At 63.0% G+C, this 24,608-nt stretch carries 25 protein-coding genes and 2 tRNA genes; 12 read left to right on the plus strand and 15 right to left on the minus strand.

Annotated elements, in window-relative coordinates:
- Positions 1 to 47: 47 nt before the first annotated feature.
- Complete coding sequence (gene radA / locus KJJ24_RS13480) at positions 48 to 1,496, plus strand: DNA repair protein RadA (protein WP_214339490.1); 1,449 nt, start codon at positions 48 to 50, stop codon at positions 1,494 to 1,496.
- 13 nt (positions 1,497 to 1,509) lie between these two features.
- Here radA and KJJ24_RS13485 read toward each other — a convergent pair whose 3' ends face one another.
- Entirely contained in the window at positions 1,510 to 2,031 is a 522-nt protein-coding gene (locus tag KJJ24_RS13485; RefSeq protein ID WP_214339492.1) for a photosystem I assembly protein Ycf3, read from the minus strand.
- Positions 2,032 to 2,196: 165 nt separating this feature from the next.
- On the opposite strand from KJJ24_RS13485, the gene KJJ24_RS13490 reads away from it, so the two are divergent.
- From KJJ24_RS13490 to KJJ24_RS13500, 3 genes are read left to right on the plus strand one after another with little or no spacing between them, the layout of a single operon-like run.
- Positions 2,197 to 4,500: a cation-translocating P-type ATPase gene (locus KJJ24_RS13490; RefSeq protein WP_214343719.1), complete on the plus strand. Its 2,304-nt coding sequence runs from the start codon at positions 2,197 to 2,199 to the stop codon at positions 4,498 to 4,500.
- Positions 4,493 to 5,131, plus strand: a complete 639-nt coding sequence (gene tmk, locus KJJ24_RS13495; protein ID WP_214339494.1) for a dTMP kinase — start codon at positions 4,493 to 4,495, stop codon at positions 5,129 to 5,131. Before KJJ24_RS13490 ends, tmk begins: the two co-directional genes overlap by 8 nt.
- A complete protein-coding gene (locus tag KJJ24_RS13500; RefSeq protein ID WP_214339496.1) occupies positions 5,131 to 6,102 on the plus strand; it encodes a DNA polymerase III subunit delta' in 972 nt (323 codons plus the stop codon). Before tmk ends, KJJ24_RS13500 begins: the two co-directional genes overlap by 1 nt.
- Here KJJ24_RS13500 and KJJ24_RS13505 read toward each other — a convergent pair.
- Entirely contained in the window at positions 6,099 to 6,869 is a 771-nt protein-coding gene (locus KJJ24_RS13505) for a response regulator transcription factor (RefSeq protein ID WP_214339497.1), read from the minus strand. The genes KJJ24_RS13500 and KJJ24_RS13505 overlap by 4 nt on opposite strands.
- 73 nt (positions 6,870 to 6,942) lie before the next feature.
- Here KJJ24_RS13505 and KJJ24_RS13510 point away from each other — a divergent pair, with 73 nt between their 5' ends.
- Entirely contained in the window at positions 6,943 to 7,089 is a 147-nt protein-coding gene (locus KJJ24_RS13510; RefSeq protein WP_214339498.1) for a hypothetical protein, read from the plus strand.
- An 83-nt stretch (positions 7,090 to 7,172) separates the two neighbouring features.
- Here KJJ24_RS13510 and KJJ24_RS13515 read toward each other — a convergent pair.
- The 3 genes from KJJ24_RS13515 to KJJ24_RS13525 form a co-directional block, all read right to left on the minus strand.
- A tRNA-Asn gene (locus KJJ24_RS13515) sits at positions 7,173 to 7,244 on the minus strand.
- Positions 7,245 to 7,279: 35 nt separating this feature from the next.
- Positions 7,280 to 7,966, minus strand: coding sequence for an ABC transporter ATP-binding protein (locus tag KJJ24_RS13520; protein WP_214339499.1), 687 nt, complete (start codon positions 7,964 to 7,966; stop codon positions 7,280 to 7,282).
- Entirely contained in the window at positions 7,959 to 8,222 is a 264-nt protein-coding gene (locus KJJ24_RS13525; RefSeq protein WP_214339500.1) for a hypothetical protein, read from the minus strand. The genes KJJ24_RS13520 and KJJ24_RS13525 overlap by 8 nt, the downstream gene beginning before the upstream one ends.
- Before the next feature lie 148 nt (positions 8,223 to 8,370).
- On the opposite strand from KJJ24_RS13525, the gene psbD reads away from it, so the two are divergent.
- On the plus strand, positions 8,371 to 9,426 hold the full coding sequence (psbD, locus tag KJJ24_RS13530; protein WP_214339501.1) for a photosystem II D2 protein (photosystem q(a) protein): 1,056 nt from the start codon (positions 8,371 to 8,373) through the stop codon (positions 9,424 to 9,426).
- A gap of 81 nt (positions 9,427 to 9,507) precedes the next feature.
- On the opposite strand, the gene KJJ24_RS13535 is transcribed toward psbD, so the two are convergent.
- The gene (locus KJJ24_RS13535) at positions 9,508 to 11,193 is read right to left on the minus strand and encodes a DUF2079 domain-containing protein (RefSeq protein ID WP_214339502.1); all 1,686 of its coding nucleotides are present in this window, start codon (positions 11,191 to 11,193) and stop codon (positions 9,508 to 9,510) included.
- Positions 11,194 to 11,265: 72 nt separating this feature from the next.
- The gene (locus KJJ24_RS13540; protein ID WP_214339503.1) at positions 11,266 to 12,861 is read right to left on the minus strand and encodes a multicopper oxidase family protein; all 1,596 of its coding nucleotides are present in this window, start codon (positions 12,859 to 12,861) and stop codon (positions 11,266 to 11,268) included.
- 270 nt (positions 12,862 to 13,131) lie between these two features.
- Here KJJ24_RS13540 and KJJ24_RS13545 point away from each other — a divergent pair, with 270 nt between their 5' ends.
- A complete protein-coding gene (locus KJJ24_RS13545) occupies positions 13,132 to 14,124 on the plus strand; it encodes an FUSC family protein (RefSeq protein WP_214339505.1) in 993 nt (330 codons plus the stop codon).
- Here the strand turns inward: KJJ24_RS13545 and KJJ24_RS13550 are convergent.
- From KJJ24_RS13550 to minD, 4 genes are all read right to left on the minus strand, one after another.
- Positions 14,115 to 14,186 (minus strand) — tRNA-Thr (locus KJJ24_RS13550). The genes KJJ24_RS13545 and KJJ24_RS13550 overlap by 10 nt on opposite strands.
- A gap of 27 nt (positions 14,187 to 14,213) precedes the next feature.
- Positions 14,214 to 14,417, minus strand: coding sequence for a response regulator transcription factor (locus KJJ24_RS13555; RefSeq protein WP_214339507.1), 204 nt, complete (start codon positions 14,415 to 14,417; stop codon positions 14,214 to 14,216).
- A 34-nt stretch (positions 14,418 to 14,451) separates the two neighbouring features.
- Positions 14,452 to 14,793, minus strand: coding sequence for a cell division topological specificity factor MinE (gene minE / locus KJJ24_RS13560; protein WP_214339509.1), 342 nt, complete (start codon positions 14,791 to 14,793; stop codon positions 14,452 to 14,454).
- A 4-nt stretch (positions 14,794 to 14,797) separates the two neighbouring features.
- Positions 14,798 to 15,616, minus strand: coding sequence for a septum site-determining protein MinD (minD, locus tag KJJ24_RS13565; RefSeq protein WP_214339511.1), 819 nt, complete (start codon positions 15,614 to 15,616; stop codon positions 14,798 to 14,800).
- A gap of 120 nt (positions 15,617 to 15,736) precedes the next feature.
- Here minD and KJJ24_RS13570 point away from each other — a divergent pair, with 120 nt between their 5' ends.
- The 3 genes from KJJ24_RS13570 to KJJ24_RS13580 are packed head-to-tail and all read left to right on the plus strand — an operon-like array spanning position 15,737 to position 17,900.
- Positions 15,737 to 16,732, plus strand: a complete 996-nt coding sequence (locus KJJ24_RS13570) for a phosphatidylserine/phosphatidylglycerophosphate/cardiolipin synthase family protein (protein ID WP_214339513.1) — start codon at positions 15,737 to 15,739, stop codon at positions 16,730 to 16,732.
- A complete protein-coding gene (locus tag KJJ24_RS13575) occupies positions 16,732 to 17,289 on the plus strand; it encodes a chromate transporter (protein WP_214339516.1) in 558 nt (185 codons plus the stop codon). Before KJJ24_RS13570 ends, KJJ24_RS13575 begins: the two co-directional genes overlap by 1 nt.
- On the plus strand, positions 17,286 to 17,900 hold the full coding sequence (locus KJJ24_RS13580; RefSeq protein ID WP_214339518.1) for a chromate transporter: 615 nt from the start codon (positions 17,286 to 17,288) through the stop codon (positions 17,898 to 17,900). The genes KJJ24_RS13575 and KJJ24_RS13580 overlap by 4 nt, the downstream gene beginning before the upstream one ends.
- On the opposite strand, the gene minC is transcribed toward KJJ24_RS13580, so the two are convergent.
- The 3 genes from minC to ctpZ are packed head-to-tail and all read right to left on the minus strand — an operon-like array spanning position 17,890 to position 21,078.
- On the minus strand, positions 17,890 to 18,558 hold the full coding sequence (gene minC / locus KJJ24_RS13585) for a septum site-determining protein MinC (RefSeq protein ID WP_214339520.1): 669 nt from the start codon (positions 18,556 to 18,558) through the stop codon (positions 17,890 to 17,892). The genes KJJ24_RS13580 and minC overlap by 11 nt on opposite strands.
- 10 nt (positions 18,559 to 18,568) lie before the next feature.
- Entirely contained in the window at positions 18,569 to 19,831 is a 1,263-nt protein-coding gene (locus KJJ24_RS13590) for an HD domain-containing protein (RefSeq protein WP_214339521.1), read from the minus strand.
- The gene (ctpZ, locus tag KJJ24_RS13595) at positions 19,831 to 21,078 is read right to left on the minus strand and encodes a carboxyl-terminal processing protease CtpZ (protein ID WP_214343721.1); all 1,248 of its coding nucleotides are present in this window, start codon (positions 21,076 to 21,078) and stop codon (positions 19,831 to 19,833) included. The genes KJJ24_RS13590 and ctpZ overlap by 1 nt, the downstream gene beginning before the upstream one ends.
- Positions 21,079 to 21,155: 77 nt before the next feature.
- On the opposite strand from ctpZ, the gene petB reads away from it, so the two are divergent.
- On the plus strand, positions 21,156 to 21,836 hold the full coding sequence (petB, locus tag KJJ24_RS13600) for a cytochrome b6 (RefSeq protein ID WP_214339522.1): 681 nt from the start codon (positions 21,156 to 21,158) through the stop codon (positions 21,834 to 21,836).
- Between the two features lie 123 nt (positions 21,837 to 21,959).
- A complete protein-coding gene (petD, locus tag KJJ24_RS13605) occupies positions 21,960 to 22,442 on the plus strand; it encodes a cytochrome b6-f complex subunit IV (protein WP_214339523.1) in 483 nt (160 codons plus the stop codon).
- Between the two features lie 72 nt (positions 22,443 to 22,514).
- On the opposite strand, the gene KJJ24_RS13610 is transcribed toward petD, so the two are convergent.
- Entirely contained in the window at positions 22,515 to 23,966 is a 1,452-nt protein-coding gene (locus tag KJJ24_RS13610) for a glycoside hydrolase 100 family protein (protein ID WP_214339524.1), read from the minus strand.
- Positions 23,967 to 24,608: the final 642 nt, after the last annotated feature.

Genomic DNA, 24,608 nt, shown 5'->3' on the forward strand with positions numbered 1-24,608 from the left:
GGCAGGCCTCCGGGTTCTGCGGCAGCCACCTTTCTTCATACACCGTTTTGGCGCGCGCCACCAGCCTTTACGTCTGCCAGAGCTGCGGAGCCCAGACCCGCCAGTTCTTTGGTCGCTGCAGCAGCTGCGGCAACTGGAACACGCTGGTGGAGCAACGTGCTGCCCCCACCGATACCCGCCGCCGCCGGCCGGTGGCGGCGGCCACCGAGGCCGAAATCCCTGCCGCACCGCGGCGCTCCGAGCCCATCGCCAGCGTGGGCGATCGGCCGCTCCAGCGGCTGTGCAGTGGCTACAGCGAGCTCGATCGCGTGCTGGGCGGTGGTCTGGTGCCTGGCTCGCTGGTGCTGTTGGGCGGTGATCCCGGCATCGGGAAGAGCACCCTGTTGCTGCAGAGCGCCCAGGCCATGGCGGCGCGCCACTCCCTCCTGTATGTGAGCGCTGAGGAATCGGCACAGCAGGTGAAGCTGCGCTGGCGGCGGCTGGCGGAGCAGCAAGGCGAGTTGCCGGCGCTGGTTGAAGCAGAAAGCGCGGGCTGCGGCCTGCAATTGCTGGCAGAAACCGATCTGGAGCTGGTGTTGCAGGAGCTGGAGGCCTTGCGGCCGGCGGTGGCCGTGATCGACAGCATCCAGGCTCTGCACGACGCTGAACTCAACAGCGCACCGGGTTCAGTGACGCAGGTGCGCGAGTGCGCCGCCGCGTTGGCCCGCATTGCCAAGCGGCAGAACACAGCCCTGTTGCTGGTGGGGCACGTGACCAAGGAGGGCATGCTCGCGGGGCCCAAGGTGCTTGAGCACCTGGTCGATGCGGTGCTCACCTTTGAAGGGGATCGCTTCGCTAGCCACCGTTTGCTGCGGGCGGTGAAAAACCGCTTCGGCGCTACCCATGAGCTGGGAGTGTTCGAGATGCGGGGCCAGGGTTTGGCTGAGGTGCTCAACCCCAGTGAGTTGTTTCTGGGGGGCGATGAGCCCTCCGCCGGCACCGCCACGATCGTGGCCTGTGAAGGCACGAGGCCCCTGGTGGTGGAGCTGCAGGCCCTGGTGAGCACTACCAGCTATGCCAGCCCGAGGCGCACCGCCACCGGGATCGGCACCAACCGTTTGCATCAGATCCTGGCGGTGCTGGAGAAGCACCTGGGCCTGCCCCTCTCCCGTTTCGATTGCTACCTCGCCGTAGCGGGAGGGTTGGAGGTGGAGGAACCGGCGGCTGATCTGGGGGTGGCGGCGGCGGTGGTGGCCAGCTATCGCGATCTCACCCTGCCGCCAGGCACGGTGCTGATTGGTGAGCTGGGGCTTGGTGGTCAGTTACGGCCCGTCGCTCAGTTGGAACAGCGCCTGCAGGAGGCTGTGCGGCTTGGATTCCGCCGGGCTGTTGTGCCCAAGGGCAGTGGGCTGGGCCGCCTGGCTGCAGGTCTCGACTTGCAGCTCCTCGAGGCCGGTGGTGTGGCCGAAGCTCTGGTGGCAGCGCTTGGGGTGAATCCTGCCGACGACCGGGCCTGAGCTCCGCTCGGGCTCAGAAATACACGTCGACGCTGCCGCGGCCGCTCGTTTTCAGCCAGTTCTGGGCTTCGATGTAGTTATTGGGGGCCATGCGGATCGCTTTGGTCCAGAGATCTGCGGCCTGGTCGAAGTGGCGATCGGCCAGGTCGCTGTCGCCGTTCTCTTCGGCCAAGGAGCCCAGATGGTGATGGATCACCGCCATGTTGTTGAGGGCCTGCGGCATCTTGCTGTTGAGATCGAGGGCCTCGCCGTATTGCGCCAGGGCCTTCTCGTGTTCGCCGTTGCTGGCATACACCAGGGCCATGTTGTAGAAGATGAAAGCGCGGTCGTTGGGGTCGTCTTCCAGCTTCAGCGCTTCGGCGTAGTTGTCGAGGGCTTCGGCGTATTCACCGTCTGCCTGGGCGCTCATCCCATCGCGGTAGTAAGCGAAGGCTTCCTTGGCGCGCTGGTTGGTCGGCAGCACCTTGAGGATCAGGTCGGCCATCACCGTGAAGCTCTTGTCGATGAAGTTGTCGTTGCGCTGAGAGCGGGGCACGGCGGATCGCGGGACTGCGTGGGCCCATCCTCACCTGCCTGCGGTGGTTGCTGCCTGAGCTGTTTGCACTCCCTAGCCTGAGGTGATCCACCCCTCAAACCCGTGAGCAGCGGCTCCGACCCCGCCCCGCAGCCGGTTGCTGCCTTGCTTCTCGAGGTGGAGGGGATGAAGTGCGGCGGTTGCGTGCGGGCTGTGGAGCAGCGTCTGCTGGCGCAGCCCGGCGTGCACCAGGCCAGCGTGAGCCTGCTCAATCGCACCGCCTGGGTGGGTCTCGATCCGGCTCTGCCCGCCACCGCTGAAGCCGATCCGGCCGATGGGTTGATCCAAGCTCTCGCTGCCATGGGCTACGCCGCCCATCGCCGCGACGATCAGAGCGCCAATACGCCGGCTGATCGCCTGAAGCAACACACCTGGTGGCAGCAGTGGCGCCAGTTGATGGTGGCCTTGCTGTTGGTGCTGGTGTCGGCAGCTGGGCATCTGGCGGAGATGGGCCAGCTGCCGCTGCCGTGGTTGGCGGAGATCCGCGTGCATGCCCTGGTGGCCACCCTGGCCCTGGCTTTGCCGGGCCGGCCCATCCTGGTGCGTGGCTTGCGCTCTGCCCTCGCGGGCGCCCCTGGGATGGACACCCTGGTTGGCCTTGGCATGGGCAGCGCCTACGCCGCCAGTCTTGTGGCGCTGATTTGGCCCTCTGTGGGCTGGCAGTGCTTCTTCAACGAGCCGGTGATGTTGCTGGGTTTCGTGCTGCTGGGCCGGTTCTTGGAGGAGCGGGCCCGGTTCCGGACCGGCCGTGCTCTTCAGGAACTCGCCCGCCTCCAGCCCGATGAAGCCCTGCTGCTGGTGGGTGAAGGGGCCGAAGCCATCACCCGGCCTGTGCGGGTGGGGGCGTTGCGTCCCGGCGATCGGCTGCGGTTGCTGCCCGGCGATCGGGTGCCGGTGGACAGTTGCGTGCTGAAGGGTGGTTCCAGCCTGGATGTCTCCAGCCTGACGGGTGAGCCACTGCCGATTGAGGTGGCGGCCGGAGCGGAACTGGCCGCCGGCAGCCTCAATCTTCAGGCCCCGCTGGTGCTGCAGGTGTTGCGGCCCGGTAGCGAGAGCGCGGTGGCGCGGATCATCGCGTTGGTGGAGCAGGCTCAATCGCGCAAGGGGCCGATCCAGGGCCTCACCGATCGGGTGGCGGGGCGGTTCAGCGTGGCCGTGATCCTGCTGGCGCTGGCCACGCTGTTGTTCTGGTGGCTTTGGGGTGCCGAGCTCTGGCCGCAGGTGCTGGCCGCGGCCCCCTCATCCCATGCCCATGGCGGCCATCAGAGCCTGGGCACGGGTGCGGAAACTCCCTTTGTGTTGGGCCTGCAGCTGAGCATTGCCGTGCTTGTGGTGGCCTGCCCCTGTGCCCTCGGGCTTGCCACACCGGCAGCCATCACGGTGGGCACAGGCCGTGCGGCTAAAGCCGGCATCTTGTTCCGAGGTGGCGATGTCGTCGAAGCGGCAGCAGGTCTGAAGGGCGTGATGTTTGATAAAACCGGCACCCTCAGCATCGGTCGCCCCAGCCTTACGGCCATCAGCGTGGCTGAGCCAACGCTTGGCCAAAACGTTCTGGTGCAGTGGGCCGCCAGCCTTGAGGCCGATACTCGCCATCCGCTGGCTCACGCACTGCTGCAGCGCGCTCAGGAACTGGAGCTGCCGCTGCTGCCGGTGCACGGCTGCCGCACCGTTGCTGGTGCCGGTCTGGAGGGAGAGTTGGAGGGTGTCGGGGCCTGTCGCCTGGGCCGCCCCCGTTGGCTTGAATCCAATGGGGTTGTGTTGCCGCCCCTGCAGCACGCCTGGTTGCAGGAGCAGGAGTCCAGCGGCGCCACGGTGGTGGGTCTGGCGGTTCACGACCAGGCAGGGGCGCGTCTGCTCGGTCTGCTTGCTATCAACGACCAGCTCAGACCCGATGCAGCAGTTGCTCTCCAGCAGCTGCAGGCGATGGGGCTGCACCTGGCCGTGCTGAGCGGTGATCGGGAAGGCCCGGTGCAGCGCCTCGGCCGGGAGCTGGGGCTGCGCCCTGATCAATTGGCCTGGGAGCTCTTGCCCCAGCAGAAACTGGAGCGTCTACAGCAGGCCCGCCACGCCGGTGCCGTAGCGATGGTGGGGGATGGCATTAATGATGCCCCGGCCCTGGCGGCGGCGGATCTGGGCATTGCGGTGGGCACTGGCACCCAGATCGCGATGGACACGGCTGATCTGGTGGTGCTGGGCGACCAGCTCACCGCGATCCCTCAAGCCCTGCGGCTGGCCCGCCGCACCATGGCCAAGGTGCGCCAGAACCTGGCCTGGGCCTTCGGCTACAACCTTCTGGTGCTGCCCCTTGCCGCCGGCGTTCTGCTGCCAGGCTTCGGTGTGTTGCTCTCGCCTCCCCTGGCAGCGCTGTTGATGGCCCTGAGTTCGATCACTGTGGTGGTGAATGCCCTGCTGCTGGGGCGTGATGACTGAGCGCGGCCGTTTTTTTGTGCTCGAGGGCATCGATGGCTGTGGCAAGAGCACCCAGGTCGACCACCTGCGCCGCTGGCTGCCGGCCAGCGGTCTGATGCCCGCGGGTGCTGAGCTGTTGGTGACCCGCGAGCCCGGTGGCACGGCATTGGGCTCAGCCCTGCGCCAGCTGCTGTTGCATCCGCCGGGGGCTGCTGAACCCTGCAGCACCGCTGAGCTGCTTCTGTACGCGGCCGATCGGGCTCAGCACGTGCAGCAACTGATCCTGCCGGCTCTGGAGGCCGGTCATTGGGTCCTGAGCGACCGCTTCTGCGGTTCCACGGCTGCGTATCAGGGCTATGGCCGCGGCCACTCCCTGGAGCTCATCGATCAGCTCAGCCTGATCGCTTGCCGTGGCCTGGCCCCTGATCTGACTGTGTTGCTGGAGCTGCCGTTGCAGGAATCCTTGCGGCGCCGGGGGCATCGGGCGGCCGATCGGATCGAGGCCAGCGGTGAAGCCTTCCTGGCCCGGGTGTGTGCGGGCTTCTCCTCCCTCGCGTCTCAGCCCCGCTGGCAACGGCTCGATGCCAGCCAATCGGTGGGGCAAGTGAGCGCTGAGCTTCAGGCTGCCATCACCACCTGTTGCTGCAGCTGATGGCTGAGGAGCTGTTTACTGGCCTGATCGGGCAGGGGCAGGCCACCGCCCTGCTATCGGCGGCGCTGGAGCGTCAGCGTCTTGCTCCGGCCTATCTGTTCTGCGGGCCCGATGGTGTGGGTCGCTCCATTGCTGCCAGGCGTTTTCTCGAAGGGGTAATCGCCGGACCTTCCGGGTCGCCCTCGGTGCGGCGGCGGCTCGAGGAGGGCAACCACCCCGATCTGCTCTGGGTGGAGCCCACCTACAGCGATAAGGGCCAGCTGGTGCCTGCATCCCAGGCGCTGGCGGCGGGCATCAGCCGCAAGGCTCCGCCCCAGCTGCGCTTGGAGCAGGTGCGGGCTGTGTCGCAGTTTCTGGGGCGCCGTCCTGTGGAGGCCGGCCGTTGCCTGGTGGTGATTGAGGCGGTGGAAGCTATGGCGGAAGGGGCTGCCAATGCCCTGCTCAAAACTCTCGAAGAACCCGGCAATGGCCTGTTGATTCTGCTCAGTGCCGCCCCGGATCGTTTACTCAGCACGATCCGCTCCCGTTGCCAGGCCATCCCTTTTGCCCGTCTGGCCCCTGAGCCGCTGCAGCGGGTATTGGCGGCGCAGCCCTCGGCTTCGCAGCCCGATCCCCCAGAGTTGCTCGAGCTGGCAGCGGGTTCACCGGGGGCGGTGCTGGAGCACCGCCAGCAGTGGCACGCCCTTCCGGAGGGGTTGGCTCAACGCTGCGCGGCGTTGATCGGGTCAACGCCGCTGCCGGTGAGTCCGCTGGCGGCGCTCAGCCTGGCCCGAGATCTCTGTGATGCTTTGGAGGTGGAACAGCAGCTCTGGCTGCTCGATTGGTGGCAGCTGCACCTGTGGCGCCAATGCTGCGACCCACGCCAACAACAACGGCTGCAAACGCTGAGACGCCAGCTGCGTGCCTACGTGCAGCCCCGCCTGGCTTGGGAGGTGGCGCTGCTTGATCTCAGTGGGGCTGCCGGCGCTTAAGCGGCAGTGCGGCGATTTTCCCGCGCGGTGTGCACCAGTTGGGCTAGTTCCGCCTCATGGGCACCGCTGGGTAGCTCGAGGCAATAGCCAGCTCCGTACACCGTTTTGATGAACCTGGGCTTGCGGGGATCGGGTTCGAGTTTGGTGCGCAGGTGGCGGATATGGACGCGGATTGTCTCGATGTCGTCGTCGGGCTCGTAGCCCCACACCTCTTTGAGAATCAGCGAGGGAGCCACGGTTTGGCCGTGGCGCTGGAGCAGGCAGTGGAGCAATTCGAACTCCAGGTGCGTGAGCCGCACCGGTTCGTCGAACCAGATGGCTTCGAAGCGCTCTGGCACCAGGGTGAGAGCGCCGTAGTTCAGGATCTCGTTGTGCTTGGTGGAGAGGGGAGCGCGATCGCTGCGGCGCAGCAAGGCTTTGATCCGTACCAACAACTCTTCGAGATCGAAGGGTTTGGCTAGGTAGTCGTCGGCGCCGGAGTTGAAGCCGCTCACCTTGTCTTTGGTGCTCCCAAGGGCTGTGAGCATCAAGATCGGGATGCCAGTGGTGCGCTCGTCGCGGCGCAGGCGCTGGCAGAGAGTGAGCCCATCCACCTTGGGGAGCATCAGATCCAGCAGGATCAGGTCGGGGGTGTATTGCAGTGCCAGTGCCTGACCCTTGATGCCGTCTTCAGCGCGTTGCACGTCGAACCCGCTGTGCTCCAGGTGGCCGGCCACCAGCTCGCGCATGTCGCCGTCGTCTTCGATCAGCAAGATGCAGGGCTTCATGATGAGGCTCCGTGGGGGAGTGCAGGCTCTGCGGAGAGTGACCGCTGTTCAGTCAACACATTCTCTCCAGAACATGGAGGAGCTGCAGAAGTTTTTGCAGGCCTCACGCCTTGCCGGTTTGGCGCAGACTCCTTGCAATGTCTGGATTTTCGGGATTATTCGTGCTGCTGAGCGGGTGGGTAATTACAGGTTTTCTTTCGTTTGTGCTGTTGCAATTTGATGGCAATTGATGCGATGCAGCCGCTTGATCGTGGCGGTGGCGCTGCCATGAAAAAACCCCAGCCGTAAGGCTGGGGTTTCAAGCTCCCCGGGCGGGATTCGAACCTGCGACCAATCGATTAACAGTCGATCGCTCTACCGCTGAGCTACCGAGGAATGCGGCCCTGACGGGTGCCTGAAGAACTTACCCCTCAGCCCTTCCCCCCGGCAAGGGGGCGGAGCTGCCGCTCCATCGTTTCGCCGCTGCGCCAGGGGCCCACGCTGCCCCGTTCCATCAGCGCGGCGCCGTTGCACCAACGCAGTTCCTCCAGGCGATGGGTAATCCAGAGCGCGGTGATCGGGTGCTCCTTCCTGTCGCACAAGTTGCGGATCAGCTGCAGTACCTCCCCCTGGCTTTGTTCGTCCAGCAGAGCTGTGGGCTCGTCGAGCAGGAGTAGTTGGGCTTCGCTGGCCAGGGCCCCGGCAATGGCCAGGCGTTGTTTCTGGCCCCCACTGAGGCTATGGATGGGCCGTTGGCGGAAGCCGGCCAGGCCTACCTGGCTGAGGGCGTGCTCCACCCGGGCTAGGCGCAGCTCAGCGGGTGTGGCTTCAGGTAAGGCCAGCTCGATCTCGCTGCCGCAACTGGGAAGTAGCAGCTGGTGATCGGGGTTCTGGAATACCACCGCCGGCTTCAGGGAGCAGTGCAGGCGGCCGCGGCTGGGGGTGAGCAGCCCAGCGATCAGGCGCAGCAGCGTGCTTTTGCCGCTGCCATTGCCCCCTACCAGCATCCACAGCCCCGGGCTGGGGATGGAGAAGCTGCAGTGATTGAGGGCGCTGTGGCCGGTGGGCCAGGCAAAACCCAGCTGGTCCACCACCAGGCTGGAGCTGATCTCAGCCATCGAAGCTGAAGCCGGGGCGCTTGCTGCCGCCGCCGATCGCCGATTTTTCATAGGTCTGAACTGCCACCACCTCGCTGGTGAGCAGCGTGACCCGCTTGCTCTCTTCTTTTTCACAGGTGAGCTCCAGCAGCCTGGGCTGTCCGCTCTCCATGGCCTGCTTGACCTGTTGGTAGAGGGCATCGGCGGCCGATTGCTCCTTGCGCTGCACGGCCACCGGCATGGGGCTCAGCTTCAGCGACAGCTCAACAACGAACACATCAGGGATTTCGGCCAGGCTCCACTTTGGCGAATCACCGCCGGTCAGAGAGCTCTCTAGGAGCATTTGCTTATCGGGCCTGGATCACCCGCCACAGTTGCCCGGTTCCCCGTACAGTGTTCGTGTAACGCTTCATGAAGCCGCTCTCATGACGATCGCTGTAGGGCGCGCGCCGCAGCGGGGATGGTTTGACGTCCTCGATGACTGGCTCAAGCGCGACCGCTTCGTTTTTGTCGGGTGGTCGGGTCTGCTCCTGTTCCCCACCGCCTACCTGGCGCTGGGTGGCTGGCTGACCGGCACCACCTTTGTCACCTCCTGGTACACCCACGGCATTGCCAGCTCCTATCTGGAGGGCTGCAACTTTCTCACCGCTGCGGTGAGCAGCCCGGCTGATGCCATGGGCCATTCCCTTCTCTTGCTCTGGGGCCCTGAAGCCCAGGGCGACTTCGTGCGCTGGTGCCAGCTCGGCGGTCTGTGGACCTTCGTGGCCCTGCACGGCGCCTTCTCCCTGATCGGCTTCATGCTGCGTCAGTTCGAGATCGCCCGCCTGGTGGGCATCCGCCCCTACAACGCCATCGCCTTCTCCGGCCCGATTGCGGTGTTCGTCAGTGTTTTCCTGATGTACCCCCTCGGCCAGAGCAGCTGGTTCTTTGCACCCAGCTTTGGCGTGGCCGCCATCTTCCGCTTCCTGCTCTTCCTGCAGGGCTTCCACAACTGGACGCTGAACCCCTTCCACATGATGGGCGTGGCCGGCATCCTCGGTGGCGCTCTGCTGTGTGCCATCCACGGCGCCACGGTGGAGAACACCCTGTTTGAAGACGGTGAGCAGGCCAACACCTTCAAGGCGTTTGAGCCCACGCAGGAAGAAGAGACCTATTCGATGGTCACCGCCAACCGCTTCTGGAGCCAGATCTTCGGGATCGCGTTCTCCAACAAGCGTTGGCTGCACTTCTTCATGCTGTTTGTGCCGGTGATGGGTCTGTGGACCAGCAGCATCGGCATCATCGGCCTGGCCCTCAACCTGCGTGCCTACGACTTCGTGTCGCAGGAAATCCGCGCTGCTGAGGATCCTGAATTCGAGACCTTCTACACGAAGAACATTCTTCTGAACGAAGGTCTGCGTGCCTGGATGGCACCGGCTGACCAGCCGCACGAAAACTTCGTCTTCCCTGAAGAGGTTCTGCCCCGCGGCAACGCTCTTTGATCCAGCCGTTTCTGGCCAAGCCACAGGGTCCCGAAAGGGGCCCTTTTTTTTGGGGCAATGGCGAGCTTTCGCAGCTCAGCTCTATTCAGCTGGCGCCGAAGCATCTCCGCGCTGCTGCATCTGAGACAAGGCCTGCGCAAACTGCACGTTTACGCAAATGTCGCCTTCCGACAGGCTGAGCTCATCGCTTGAAGTGTTCGGCACGCTCTGGTGGCGGAGCACAATGCCCCGCTGATCGCAGCGGTGCACCCGGTAGCTGCCATCAGCCAACAGCATCTTGATCTGCGCCTGACTGCGCCGCACCCAGGCGCCATTACGCCGGAATGCCGGTGCATAGTCGGCATTGAAGCCTGGCTGGCTCACCACCCACTGGGCCGGCTGCTTTTGCTTCTGGTTATCGGTGTAAGCGCTGCTTTCCGGGAAACGCAGCAGCACCCGCCGCTCCGCCAGCAGTGGCACCAGGTGGGTCTCGGCGGCCACGCTGGCCTCCGGCGGAATGCTGCGCAGCAGCTCTCGGGTTTCCCAGCCCCGCTGCAGCTGCCGCCATGGCGACACATAAACCCAAGGTTGAACACTGTCTGGAATCAGTGCTGAAAGACTTCGGTGCGGGTTGCCGGTGATGGTGAACAACACCGAAAGCACCAGGGCTGTGCGCCATAGCCGCTTGAGCCAGCGCTCGTGAAACAAGTGGGGATGACGTGCCCACCAGAGAATTCCACCGGCAAAGACCCCGGGCACCAGATAGAGCACAAAACGCAGACTCACCGCTAGTGCATTGCCCCCCTGGGAGCTCAGCGCCACAAACAGGGGGCCGGCCATCAGTAACCAACCATCGAGTGCCGCGGCTGGCAGAAAGGCAAGAGGAAGCCACAGGGTGATGAGAAACCGCAGGCTGGGGCCGATGGGTTGCAGCAGTTCCTGCAGCAGCAACAGCGGCTGGCTGGCCATTGCCTGGAGTACATCCAGGGTGCTTCCCCTGCCGTTTTGCGCGGCCAGAAATTGTCCGAATCGCTCCTCCATGAAGCGATCCGCAACCTCACTGCCGAACAGTGGCATCCACACATTTGTAATCAGCACCACCATCAGCGCTGAGTAGAGGCACAAGCCCAGCCCAGCCCAACGCCAGCCTCGATGGCAGCGCACCATCATCCAAAGGCCGAAACTGAAGCTGAGCAGACCCACGTCTTCACGTACGAAAGGAAGCAGCAGTGCGCACAACCCATAAAGCCAGGGGATGTTGCGTCTGATCCCAAGCAGCAGGCCAAAGCTCAGCACGGGGATGGCGCAGAGATCGTGGAAGTTTTCCAGGGCTGGCCCGATCACGATCCCGGCTGCGAAATAGCTGCAGGTGATCCAGGCCGCCAGTCGTGGCGGCAGGTCGACGCGAGCCAGTTGATGCAACACCAAGCCACCCGCGGTGAGCAGCCCCACCTGCACCAGTGGCAGGCTCCACACTCCGAGCAGCATCACCAGCGGCAGCCACACCATCAACAGGGGAGTGAAGTGCTGGCCTAGATGGAAGTAGCCCAGGCCTGGCAAGGCTGTGCCGTGCACCAGTACCGGAGTTGAAAGCTGTGAGGCCAGGGTGCTTTCAAACGGCCGCCCGAGATGTCCGCTCCAGATTTCCTGGAGAAACAGGCCTTGGTCGTAAGTGGCGTTGAGGGTCCAGATCCTCCACACCTGCAGGATCAGGCCAATGGCCAGAAAGAGGCTCGCAGCCAGCTGAACGCTCCGCTCAGGGGGGCGACGTTCGTGACGGGACGGCATCCTTGCGGCTTCCTGACAGGGGCGCTTAACGCTGCCGATTCTCCTGGATGGGTAGGGCTGCTTGGCCTGGGTTCAGATGCCGGACTGCTCGTGGTGGGTAGCCTCCGGATCCCACCAGCGCAGATCTGCCTGGCGATAGCTCACCACATTGAACATGCCGCGGGCGTGGTGATCACTGATGTGGCAGTGGAACGCCCAGATGCCGGGATCATCGGCATCGAGGGCGATCCGGACTCGCTCTCCCTTCGGAACAAACACGGTGTCACGGATGGGCCCCTGGATGGGCTGGTCGTTGATGGCCACCAGCTGAAACTCGTGGCCGTGCAGGTGCATCGGATGTCCCATCGGTGTGTGGTTGATCAACTCCAGCTCCACCCGCTGCCCTTGTTCAATCTGGATGGGGTCGCGGTATGGATAGAAGCGCTGATTTAATCCCCACCGGTAGGGAGGCTGGGGGCCGTTGAGCGAGACAGGAAAGGTCATCTCTGCGGCTCGCTCCGCCAGCGGGCGGCTGGCCTGTAGGTGCAGGTCTTGGCTGCTGGTGAGCTCGCCGTTCCAGAGCTCGCTCATCGGAGAGAGTGTTGGTGTCGCGCCCTTAAGCCCGCTCCGCAGGATCACACCACAACGTTGCTGGCTGCGATCCCCGTAGGCCAGGAGGGGGTAGAACCCAGGCTTCTCTGGCATGGTGATGCGCAGGCTGAGCCGCTGAGCGAGCGCTAGTTGAAAGAGTGAGCCGCGGATGGGCTGCACCGGGTTGGCATCGGTGCGTAGAAGCTCGGCATCGAGTTCACCGAGATCCAGGAAGAAATTGATGAAGGAACTGCCGGCAATCCATCGAACCACCACCGTTTCCCCAGGCTCCACATCCAGCACCTGGGGATCATCGAGCGTGCGCTCGTTGGCCAGCAGCGCGTCAAAGATCACATCCGGTTGCATCAGTACGCCTGATCGCTCCTCCCACCGGAAGCGTTGCGCGCCCTCATCCCAGGTCTGAACCCGCAAGGGTCTGGGTTGGTGCCAGGGAAATCCCGCCAGCTGACGCGCCATGGCAGTCCCTCCACCACGCTCGCCGTTCACCAGATTCCGGAGAATGCGCTCCGCCGGGGTGTAGCTGAAATCTCGCAGCATCACGGTGAAGCTGTGATCAGCCCAGCGATCTTGCTCTGGTGTGCTGATCAGCAGCGGCTCCGCCACGAAGCTCTGGGCTTGCAGGCCATAGTGCGAATGCAGCCAGAACGTGCCGTCCTGTTGCAGCGGGAAGCGCAACCGCAACCGCTCACCAGGTGGGATTGGAGGCTGGGTCGTGAACGGAACGCCGTCCATCGCATTGGGCAGGATCAGCCCATGGAAGTGGAGGGTGGTGGGCACCGCCAAGCGGTTGGTCACCACCACATCAACGCCGTCTTGGCGTGTGGTGCTGTAGCCCCGCTCGCCGCTGATTTGCTGGATGGCTCCGCGCATCACACGGCGGCCGAACACCTGCACCGGCGCGGTGGTGATCTCCAGCTGCGTTGTGTTGGGTGTGATCGGCAGCTGAAAAGCTTCCTGAGCACTGAATTGCTGCCAGGCAGCGTGCTCCTTGGCCGCTTTGGCCTGAGCGAGCCAGCCCCCTGTAGCAACAAGGCCTCCACCTGCGAGTCCCAGCTGCAACAGTTGGCGCCGTTGCATGGGTGGTGAGAGCGTCTGTTCGGGTTCTAGTCACATCGCCAGATTTCAGCCAGTTTTGGCGACGGCACGATGCGGCAGCACTGGTTAGTGCCTCTGCTTCTGTGGTGAGTGATTCGCGATTGGCTATACAGAATCTTGTTGATTGGGTGGCCATTGATGGCTGCTTGCCGGTGCTGAGATGCCTGCCGGCGTGGTTCTGGTAGTGAGGTCTTATCTGGTTATGAAGATGTGCGCTGGCTGCTATTGGTTGGTATCAGTGTGTTGCCTCGCATGAGCTCACGCGCTCGCTTGCTGGTGCAGGTCATGGCAGCAGTGGCTTCGCTGGTGCTGGCCGATCAGATCGCTCGCCATCTCGGGCTCGCTCGGGCTGCCGGCTTGCTTTGCTTAACGAGCCTGGCCACGCTGGTCATTGGTGCCCGTCTGGGTTGGCGTCAGGCCCTGCTCGGTGTACTGGGGTTGACGTTGCTCGCCATTCCAGCGGCTCTGAGCCACGGGGATCCGGTGTTGGCCACGCTGGTGATGACCTTCACGGCATTCGGCCTGGGTCTTAGTGCCCGCTGGCAGCTCCAGCAGGTGTACTACTTGATGATCGTGAGCCTTTGCTTGTTGATCACCAACACACCGCTCACCCAAGGCTCCAGCGCTTTATCGGTCCTGCGTTTGGCCGGCTCGGTGCTGATGTCTGGTGCGTTCACGATCCTGTTGCAGCGCTGGCTGGTGCCCCGTGATCCAGACAAGGTTCCCGTCGCGTTGTTCCCCGTGGCTCACAGCTGGCGGCGCAGTACGGCTTATGGCGCTTTGTTGGCCAGCACTACGCTGGTCACCACGCCGCTTGCCCTTCAGCAGCACTGGCATGTCAGCGGCCTTTGGTTGATCCTGGTGCCCTTCATGGTTTTGCGCCCTTTCGTGCGCGATTCGTGGAAGGTGGCACTGCATCGTTCACTTGGCACCGTGGCAGGGGTGCTGCTGGTTGTGTTGCTCGCCTTCATCCTGCCCAAGGGTTTACCGCTGCAGGTTCCAGCCATCGTGCTAGCGGTCGTCACCGTGTTGATTGCCATCAAGCGCGGCCATCCAGCCGTGATGCTGATGGCTTACACGGCCACGATCGTGCTGTTCGACAGCCAAAGCGCCGATTTACTCCTGATGGCTGATGAACGCCTTCAGGCGAATCTGATGGGTGTGGCCATCACCCTTGCGGCCATGGCCATCGCCCATCCGATTGAGCAACGGATGCAGCTCAAACAAGTGCGCGAAGCCGGCTAACGGATTTGAACCGATGGCCTTCGCTTTACAAAAGCGCTGCTCTACCACTGAGCTAAGCCGGCGTGAAGGTCATGCCTTCGCAGCTGAGCTTATCGCTCAGCCAGGGCCCATAGCAGCAGTTGAGTGCGGCTTCGGCAGCCGGTCTTGGCCAGCATCCTGGAGATGTGGCTCTCCACGGTGCGTGGGCTGAGCACGAGCTCGGTGGCGATGGATCGGTTGCTTAGGCCGCGCAACAAGCGGCGCAGCACCTGAGCTTCCGCCGGTGTGACGGCTTTGAGGCAGTGGGAGGGCATGGCTGGATCAGCAGTGATGCCCTGAGCATTCCCCTCAGGCCTGCGTGGCCGTCCAGACTGGATCAGCTTCGGCTTCGGGCTCTTCTGCGCTGGGCTTGGCTTCTTCTTGCGGTAATGGTTTGGTGCGCCGGATCGGGAGGTTGGCCACGAGGGCGGTCACGCGGTCTTCCGTTTCCAGGCTCACGTCGCCCTCCTCGATATCGATCTCCACGTAGCGGCTCACCACCTCGAGAATCTCGCGGCGCATCTGCTCCAGCAGTTCAGGGTTGAGGTCGCTGCGGTCGTGGGCAAGAACGAGCTGCAGCCGTTGTTTGGCGGTATTGGCGCTGGCGGGTTGGCGACCGAGCAGGTTGTTGATGAAATCGCGCAGGGTCATTAGTTCAGAAGATCTTGGTTTGCATCAGGCGGCCGAGCTTGGCCCGCAAGCCTCGCCGCACTTTGGCGGGATCGATCAGGGGAACGTCTTCCCCGCAGATGCGGCGGGCAATGTTGTTGTAGGCCTGTGCCGCAGGCGAGTTGTTGCCGTTGAGGGTGAGGGGTTCTCCGCGGTTGGTGCTCACGATCACCTGCTCGTCTTCGAGCACCAGGCCCAGCAGAGGCAGGGCCAGGATGTCGGTCACGTCGTCGACGGCCAGCATGTCCTGGTTGGCCATCATTTTGGGCCGCACCCGATTGAGCACCAGCTGGATCGGCTTGATACCGCGGGTGTTGAGCAGGCCGATCACGCGGTCAGCGTCCCGCACGGCGGACACTTCCGGGGTGGTGATCACGATGGCTTCTTTTGCGGCGCCGGCCGCGTTTTTGAAGCCGTCTTCAATGCCGGCGGGGCAGTCGATCAGCACGATGTCGAAGCTCTCGCGCAGCATGCCCACGATGGTTTGCATGTCTTCAGGCTTGAGCCACTCGAGCATGCGTGGGTTGCCTGCCGGCAGGAGCGCCAGGTTCGGCTCCAGCTTGTGTTTCACCAGCGCCTGATCGAGGCGGCAGTTGCCGGAGAGCACCTCTTGGGCGGTGTAGACGATCCGGTTTTCCAGGCCCAGCAGCAGATCAAGGTTCCGCAGGCCAAAGTCGGCATCGAGCACGGCGGTGCGCATGCCCTGGCGGGCAAGCGCGATGCCCAGGTTGGCCGTGAGCGTGGTTTTCCCCACGCCCCCCTTGCCTGAGCAAATCAAGATGGAGCGGCTTCCCGAGCTGGTCACGGGCACGATCTGGAATCGAGGCAGGTTAAGGCCATTTGCTGCGTCGGCTTGGTGTCGCTGTCACTGGGCAGGCGGGGCCGCATCCCTTAGAACAACCCGATACGCCTGTAGATCAGTCCCATGAGCGGCAGCACCAGCGGCCAGCGCCTGCTTGTTATGCCTGATGACGGGGGTGCGGCAGTTGTTGACCTCATCGATCAGGCCTGCCAGGAGCTGCTGCTCAAGCAGTTCAAGCTGCAGAGCGAGCAGGTTGAGCAAGCCCTGATCCGCGCTCGGGAGCGGGGTGTGCGGGTGCGGGTGATGCTCAACCCCCATACATCCGGCGGTGACCGCTGGAACGATGAAGCCTTCGCTTTGCTGCAGAGCCACGGCCATGAAGTGGTGTGGACAAGTGAATGTTTCCCTGTCACCCATGAGAAGTCGATGGTGATCGATGGCCATGCGGCCCTGATCGCCACCTTCAACCTCTCCGATAAATATTTCACAGAAACCCGCGATTACGGTGTGATCACCCATGACCCCGTGGTCATTGAGCAGGTGCGGGCCGGCTTTGAGGCCGATTGGCACCGCAGCTTTTTCGAGCCCCGACTGGATGTGGGCCTGGTGTGGAGCAACGCCCATAGCCGCGGCCAGATGGCTCGTGTGATCGACTCGGCCCGCAAGACCCTATGGATCCAGCACCCCAAATTCGTGGATGCAGTGATCCTCGAGCGCATCGTGGCGGCACGAGAACGAGGCGTGAAGGTGCGGGTGCTCTGCGGCGGTAAGCATGGCCTGAGCGATTGGGATGTGTATGACACCTTCAGCTCCCTGAGGGTGATGGAGCTTTTTGGTGTGAAAATCCGCCGTCAGCAGCACCTCAAGTTGCACGCCAAGTTGATCCTGGTGGATGGCCAGGCGGCGATGACCGGTTCGATGAACATTGACCGCAGCGCCTTTGATGTACGCCGTGAGCTCGGGATCGAGATCAATTCTCGCGATGTGATGAAACGCCTTGAGGCGATTTTTGAGGCTGATTGGGAGGCTTCCAAGAAGTACAGCGCTCCCGATCCACTTGATCCCGCTTATCACGAGCATGGTGAGCTGGCTCCTGATCCGCATTTCGTTCACGATTGATGACTGAATCTGCGCCGTATCCCACCCATCTTCAGTTGTTTCTCGGCATGCAGCAGGTGGCGCTTTCCTCCTTTGGGGGTGGCCTCTCTGCCTGGAGTGAGCGGATTGTGGTGGAAGATCGCCAATGGATGAACAAAGAGGAGTTCATCACCGGCCTCACTGTGGCTCGTCTATTTCCAGGGCCTAATCAGATCAACATGGCTGTTTATATCGGTAGTCGCTTCCATGGCTTGAGTGGTGCTGTTGTAGCTCTGCTTGGTATTTTGCTGCTTCCCTTCAGCGTTCTGATGGTGTTGGGTCTCAGTTACTACTACCTGCATGAAACCCTGGCGGTGGATCGGGTGCTTGCTGGTGTGATCACAGCATCGGCGGGTATGGCCCTCTCGATGGGCTTCAAGATCGCCGGGGTTTATACCCGAGATCCAGTGGCGATGCTGTTGGCCGGCGGCAGTTTTATCGCCATGAGTGTGTTTCATGTGCGATTGATTCCCCTGGTGCTGGTGGCTGCTCCTCTGGCCATGGCCTGGTATTGGCCTCGAGCAGAACAGCAGCCATGAGCGCCACCGCTGCTGCTGTTTCTGCCACCACGGCTGCCTGTCAAGCCGTTGCGCTCAGCGATTGGCGCAATTTGCTGGCAGTGATCTGGGATTTTCTGAGTCTCTCGCTGTTTTCGCTGGGTGGTGGCAACACTCTTCTTAACGAGTACCACCACATGGCCGTGGAGCAGTACTGCTGGCTGTCTTCCCGCCAATTCGCTGACATCTACGCCATCGCTGAGGCTTCGCCTGGCCCGAGTTCAATGATCGTGGGCCTGCTGGGGATGGGGGCTGCCGTGAAGGAGGGAGCCTTTTGGGCGCTGCTAAGCGGCCTGGTCGCAGAGATATCGATTCTCTTGCCTTCCACCGTGTTGATGGTGGTGGCCGCCTTGAGTTGGAATCGCATGCGCAATAGCCCCTGGCGCGTGGCTTTCGAGCGGGGGCTGGGCCCGATCACGTTGGGGATCCTCTTCTCTGTGGGCCTGAAAATTCTGCGCATTTCCGATCACGACACACCGGCCTACGCGGTGTCGTTGGTGGTTTGTGTGCTGATGCTTCGCACCAAGATTTCACCGCTGTGGTTCATGGCAGTGGCGGGGTTGATGGGCGCGCTGGGTTTGGTTAACCGTTGATCCCCCGACGTGCTTCGACCGACCAGTGCGGCTCGGCTGGTTCGATGGCAATGGAGCCCTGGATCAAGATGGCTTGCTCGCAGAAGCCTGCTGGCGGAAGATCCTCAGGCCCACGGGCCACTGCATCGGCAATCCGCAGCTGCAATGGCCGTAGCTGCAGTGCGACGATCCGCGCCCGCTGATCGCCGCCTGAGCCGGCATGAGCCACGCCCCGAAGCCTGCCCCACACCCGCACATCTCCACGGGCGCTCACCCTCGCACCTGGATTCACGTCACCCAGCACCAGCAGGGATCCCTCCACCTCAAGGTGGTCCCCTGAACGCAGGGTGCCGCGGTGGATGGTGAGGGAATCTGGAGGAGAGGGGATGTTCTGGGGCGTTTCGCTGGCTTGCTCCAGAGCGGTTTCGAGGGCTAGGCCCGCGGCAGCCACCAGGCCAAGGGCCTCACGGGCCACCACTCGCTCGATCCAGCTACCAGTGGTTTCGACCCGAGTTTGAATGGCCCGCAGCTCGGGCAGGGTCACGATGCGATCGCTGCAGTGCAGCCAGATCGCGCCAGCCTCGTGATGGCTATCGAGCCAGGTTTTCACTTCATCCAGCGTGGAGGCGCTGCTGTTGGCCTCGCTTTTGAGCCGTAGGTGCTGAGGGCTGGAGTGCATGGCGAGCAACTTAATCAGCTTCCCCCGCGGCTTCCAGCGCCAGCTGCTGGCGCAGCGTTGCGGTGATCTCAGGTGGATGGATCAGCCAGGCACTTTCGCTGGCGGTGCTCAGGCTTCTGACAAGGGCGGAGCGTTGCTCCAAGGCGGTGAGTTGATGCCCATCCCAGAGGCGCAATCCGCCTCTGTAAGGGTGATAGCCGCGGTTGTGCTGGCTTTGCAGCCCGCAGCACAGATCGGCCCTCAACCCCTCCTGCTCGCTTAGGCGTCTGGCCAGAGCCAGCAGCTCCAGCCTGCGCTCCCGGCTGAGGGAGCTCACATCACTGGCCTTGAGCAAGCGCCGATCCAGCAGGCGCCCGCAGAGCTCCTGCAGCTCGGCCGGTCCCTCCTCGCGCCAGCGCTGCAGGTGATAACCGGTGCGGTGGTCGTCATTGCCCAGAAACTCCTCCAGGGTGAGCTCCTGGGGATGCCATAGCCAGCGCTGCATCACCGCATCCGCCCACACCCTGGTAGGTCCGAGTTGGCGTGCCACGGCAATGCAGCGGCTGAGTAGCCAGTTGCACACCACATTGAGGCGGTGGTTGTACACGCTCCGATACATCAGGTTGCGCACCACTAGGTAGTGCTCCACGGCCATCAGCCCTTTGGGGTGCAGTGCCAACTGGCCATCCGGGGCCAGGGTGAGGCTGGCCAAGATCCGTTCCAGGTCAAGTTGTCCGTAACTGGTGCCGGTGCTGTAGCTGTCGCGAAGTAGGTAATCGAGTCGATCGCAATCCAGCTGGCTGCTCACCAAGGCTTTGATGGCTGGATTGCGGCATCGCCCATGCTCCAGCAGATCGGCAACCGCGTCTGCCATGCCCGCTTCCATCGCGTCCAGCGGATCCTTCAGGCTCGGGTGCTCGCGGATCAGCCGGGCTGACCACTGTTCATGGTGCAGGCCATACATCTCTTCACCGGAGTGGCTGAGAGGGCCGTGGCCCACATCGTGCAGTAGGGCCGCGGCGTAGAGCAGGCCAGCATCGCGTTCGAGATCGTTTTGGCGGCGGTTCAGCTCGCCCAGGGCGCGTCTAGCCAGCTGCAGCACTCCCAGGGAGTGGGTAAAGCGGCTGGACTCAGCTCCGTGAAAGGTGAGATAGGCAGGGCCCAGTTGTCGAATCCGCCGCAGCCGCTGAAACGGCGGGGTGTCGATCAGCTGGATCGCCAGCGCTTCAGCGGGGTGCTCCCGGTTAAGGCGGATCGCGCCATGGAGGGGGTCGTGGTAGGTGCGGGATCCCATCAGCTGGTGGCCTCAAGCTGTTGGCTCAACTGATCCAGCGCTGCATCCAGCCAGCGATCACCTGAACCACCCGGTTCCAGCGGCTCAGGGGCCGGCAGCGGCTGATCGGGTTCGATGCCCAGGTTTTGGATGTCACGTCCGTTAGGGGTCACGTAGCGAGCCACGGTGACCGCCAGGCCGCTGCCATCGCCGCCCAGCCCGATCAGGGTCTGAATCAGCCCCTTGCCGAAGGTGCGGCTGCCCATCAGCTCCGAGCGGCCGTCGTCCTGCAGGGCGCCGGCCAGGATTTCACTGGCGCTGGCGGTGCCGCTATTCACCAAGGTGAGCAAGGGGCCGTCGTACAGGCTGCCGCGGTTGGCTTGCTGAGGGTCGGCGAAGCCCTCGCGATTGCGGGTTTCCACGATGGGGGCTCCATCGAGCAGTTCATCGGCCACGGCCAGCCCAGCACTCACCAGGCCGCCTGAGTTGTTGCGCAGATCCAGCACCAGCCCCTCACTGCCTTGCTGTTGCAGCTCAGCCAGGGCTGCGGCCACCTCTTGGGGAACCGTTTCAGCGAACTGGGTGATCCGCAAGTAGCCGAGCCGGTGCCCGTTGCGCTCCACCAGGCGGTTGCGCACCGGCTGCAGGTTCACCTCACGGCGCTTGAGGTCCACCTCCCGAGCTCGGCCGCCAGGTGGGCGTAGCTCGATGAGTACGGAGCTGCCGGCCGGGCCCCGCAGCCGGGCTGCTGTGCTCTCTAAGCCCAGGTCGGCGGTGCTGACCCCATCCACCTTCAACAGTTCGCTGCCACTGCTGATGCCGGCCTCGGCTGCGGGTGATCCCTCCAGCGGTGCGATCACCACGACGGCGGTGTCGTCCTGGCGGATTCCCAGCTGGAGCCCTACCCCACTCACGCTGCCCTGGGTGCTTGCTTTGAGAGCGCTGAAATCGGCCGGGCGTAACAGGCGTGTGTAGGGGTCTCCAATCGGCTCGAGCATCCATTCGATGGCGTCGTAGGCCTCCGCGCTGGTTTGGATGGAGCGCTCCAGAGCCTTTTGGCGGAGTCGCTTCCAGTGGATGGTCTCGAAGCGATCCGGATCCACGTAGCTCTGGTTCACCAGCCTCCAGCTCTCCACAACAAGCTGCTGGCCGTCGTTGAGAGCCAGGGCACTTGCTGCACCACAACCCAGTAACAGCAGGCTGCACAGCCCAAGAGTGGCCACTGCTCTGGCGCTCCGGCTCAACCCATCGCGCAGGCGCTGCCGCATCGGTGTCACAGGCTGTGCAGCGCTCACGGGCCCCCGGAGGTGATCGGTAGACTCTGCCAACCAAACCCTCTCGCTGCATGGCGAATTCCTCGCCCGCCCCCGGCGGAAAGTCCTCGCCCGTTTACGACTGGTTCAACGAGCGCCTGGACATCCAGGAGATCGTTGACGACGTTGCGTCGAAGTACGTGCCGCCCCACGTCAACATCTTTTATTGCCTGGGCGGCATCACCCTGGTCTGCTTCCTGGTGCAGTTCGCGACTGGCTTCGCGATGACCTTCTATTACAAGCCCACCGTGGCTGAGGCCTACGCCTCGGTGCAGTACCTGATGACCGACGTCAGCTTTGGCTGGCTGATTCGCTCGGTGCACCGCTGGAGTGCCTCGATGATGGTGCTGATGCTGATCCTGCACGTCTTCCGCGTGTATCTCACCGGTGGCTTCAAGCGTCCTCGCGAGCTCACCTGGATCACCGGCGTCACCATGGCAGTGATCACCGTCTCCTTCGGTGTCACCGGCTATTCCCTTCCCTGGGACCAAGTCGGTTATTGGGCCGTGAAGATTGTGTCAGGTGTTCCCGCTGCAGTGCCCGTGGTGGGCGACTTCATGGTTGAGCTCCTCCGCGGTGGCGAGAGCGTTGGCCAGTCCACGCTCACCCGCTTCTACAGCCTGCACACCTTCGTGATGCCCTGGCTCCTTGCGGTGTTCATGCTCATCCACTTCCTGATGATCCGGAAGCAGGGCATCTCCGGTCCCCTCTGATCACCTTGTTGATCCCGGGTTTCGCATTGTTGCGATCCCGGGTTCTTTGCTAGTTGGCCGTTGCGACGGCCATCCCAAGTTTTCTAGCCTCACCTCAACTCGACCCTTCCACCGGTCACTCTCATGCACGTCCTCAAGAAGCCAGATCTGAGCGATCCCAAGCTGCGGGCCAAGCTGGCCAAGGGCATGGGCCACAACTATTACGGCGAGCCTGCCTGGCCTAATGATCTCCTCTACATCTTCCCGGTGGTGATCCTGGGCACCCTTGCCTGTCTGGTTGGTCTGGCTGTGCTTGATCCCGCCATGCTGGGCGATAAGGCTGATCCTTTCGCCACGCCGCTGGAGATCCTGCCCGAGTGGTACCTCTACCCGGTGTTCCAGATCCTGCGTGTGGTGCCCAACAAGCTTCTGGGTATCGCCCTTCAGACCATGATCCCTCTCGGTCTGATGCTGATTCCCTTCATTGAGAGCTTCAACAAGTTTCAGAACCCATTCCGTCGTCCGGTGGCGATGGGTGCTTTCCTCTTCGGCACCGTGTTCACCATCTATCTGGGTATCGGCGCCGCTCTGCCCATCGACAAGTCCCTCACCCTGGGCCTCTTCTGATCGGCCTCTCTGATCTCTGATCTCTAGCCCGGTCGTGAGACCGGGTTTTTTTGTGCTTCTGCCAGCTGCTCTTCAATCGCGATTGATATCCAGCAGGCCGGCATCTGCGGGGTTCACCCGCAGCAGGTGATGCAAGAGCAGAAATCCCACAATGGTCCAGGTTTGATAGGTACGGGCTTGCTGGCCCACCCAGGTGCCGGTGGGTCCATCGAAGTATTCAGCCCACTGCTGGCGAGGTAGCTGGTTGAGCTGCATCCAGTAGCACTCCTCAAGCATCGCCCGCATCTGCCCCATCAGCAGCACATCGGCTTGTGGGTAGCGCTGTTCATGCAGCAGCAGTGCTCCGCCCAGATACCAGAGCAGGCTCGGCCAATGCCCGCCGTTGTGGTAGCTCCAAGGCCAGTTCTTGGGATCGGAGCCGGTTTTTTCACTCCATTCATCGCCCTCTAGGGGGGGGTGGCAGATGCGCATTGGCATCTGAGCCATCAAGTGCTCGCGGTTATGCAGCACCAGCCTGAAGAGGGCCCGTTGCTGGGGCGCGGTAATCAGCTCGAACAGGCAGGCCAGGCAATTGCCCAGGCTGTAAAACCGGAAATCCGGCCGGCCCGTGCGCATGTTGCCGATCAGGTAGCCGCCGCGGTCTTCCAGCCAGTCCTGCAGCCACGGGGGAATGACCTGCGGCTGCACGTTGAATTCGTTGAGTGCTTGGCTTTCGCCGTATTGCTCAGTGGGACGCCGCCGCAGCACCTGCATGGTTTTGCTGGTCACCCAGTAGTGCTTGAGCAGGTAGCGACGCAGCTCGTGCTTCCACTCGCGGGTGAGCACGAGGCGCTGCTCCAGGAGGCGGCTGTTGTGGCTTTTCTGGGCCAGTGCCATCAGCTGGCAGCAGCTGCCCAGGCAGCCGTAGAGCAGCACCTCGATCTCGAGCGGTGCACCCCACACGTCCATGGGGCGATCAATCATGAAGGCGCAGTCGGGCACAAACAGCACCGGCGTTCCTTCAAAGGTGGGGTGCAGCACCAGATCAAGCAGCAGTTGCACGCCACGCTGAACGCGCTGGCTGGCGCCGAATTCCCAGTCGCGGCTGCGCCGCACATACAGCCAGCAGAGCACTGGCCACCACAAGCTCGCATCCACAGAGGTGATGCGACCGATCGAACGCTGGCCGTAGTCGGCGACGAGCACGCCGTTCTGTTCCACAAAGCTGGTGGGGAACACACCGCGGGTTTGATACGCGCTGCTCTGGAGCTCCAGGCAGGTTTCCAGGAAATTGCGCACGATCGCGAAGCGTCCCTGCACCAGCAGGAGCAGCATCACGGGAACGTTGTCCCGCAGAAACACTTCGTCGTAGTTGAGGGCTTGATCCTTTCCCCCTGGATGGCTGAGGGCGGCCATTGATCCCACCAGTTCCCCGCGGATCTGGATCAAGGTGCGCTCGAAGTGCTCCTGGGCGGCGTTCACCACCGCTTCCTCACTGGAGCTGGGCCGTACCCGCAGGCGTTCTTGGCTGAACTGCCTGGCCATTCGACCTCCAGCCCAAGGGCCTCACTGCCTAGACCCTAGAAATGGCAAGCGGTCTCGTCATCCCCTGCTGTATGGGTTGACACCAACCGGGCAAGGGGTGATATGGTTTTGGACTGCGCGTGAGCCGAGAGGCGATCGTCGCAGGAACCGAAGACCCGAGCGATCGGTGTTGTAGGTTCAGAGAGCGGCTGAGACGCTGCTTCGAACTGAAAGCCGGTTTCGCTGGTGATGTAGGTTCAACAAGCGGTCGAGAGATCGCTGATCCGAGAGCCAACTCCGAGAGGAGCCACCTGAGAGGGTGAGCCGAAAGGCTGCGGTGATTGGAGCACCTGGACAACTGAAACGTTTAGGAACTGACGCTTTCACTGCGTCAGCTGCTGACAGGAACCACCCGAGAGGGTGTTGAGCTTGTGAGTGGTTGGCCGCAAAGAGCAGTGAAGGTGTGAGGTCCCGTCAAAAATTTTAGTTGCAGAAGCCTATTGCTTTACAACAAGGGTGGCTCTCACGGCTGCGTTTGTTGTCGGTGTGCAGTGGGTGGAGCAACGACCGGATCTGAGATCCTGGAAAGTCAAGACGAAAGAAATTTTGTTTTTGCACTCTTTGAACGCTTCTGTCAGAGGAAGTGGCTCCAACTGTTTGATC

The organism is Synechococcus sp. LA31 (genome assembly GCF_018502385.1).
GTDB lineage: Bacteria > Cyanobacteriota > Cyanobacteriia > PCC-6307 > Cyanobiaceae > Vulcanococcus.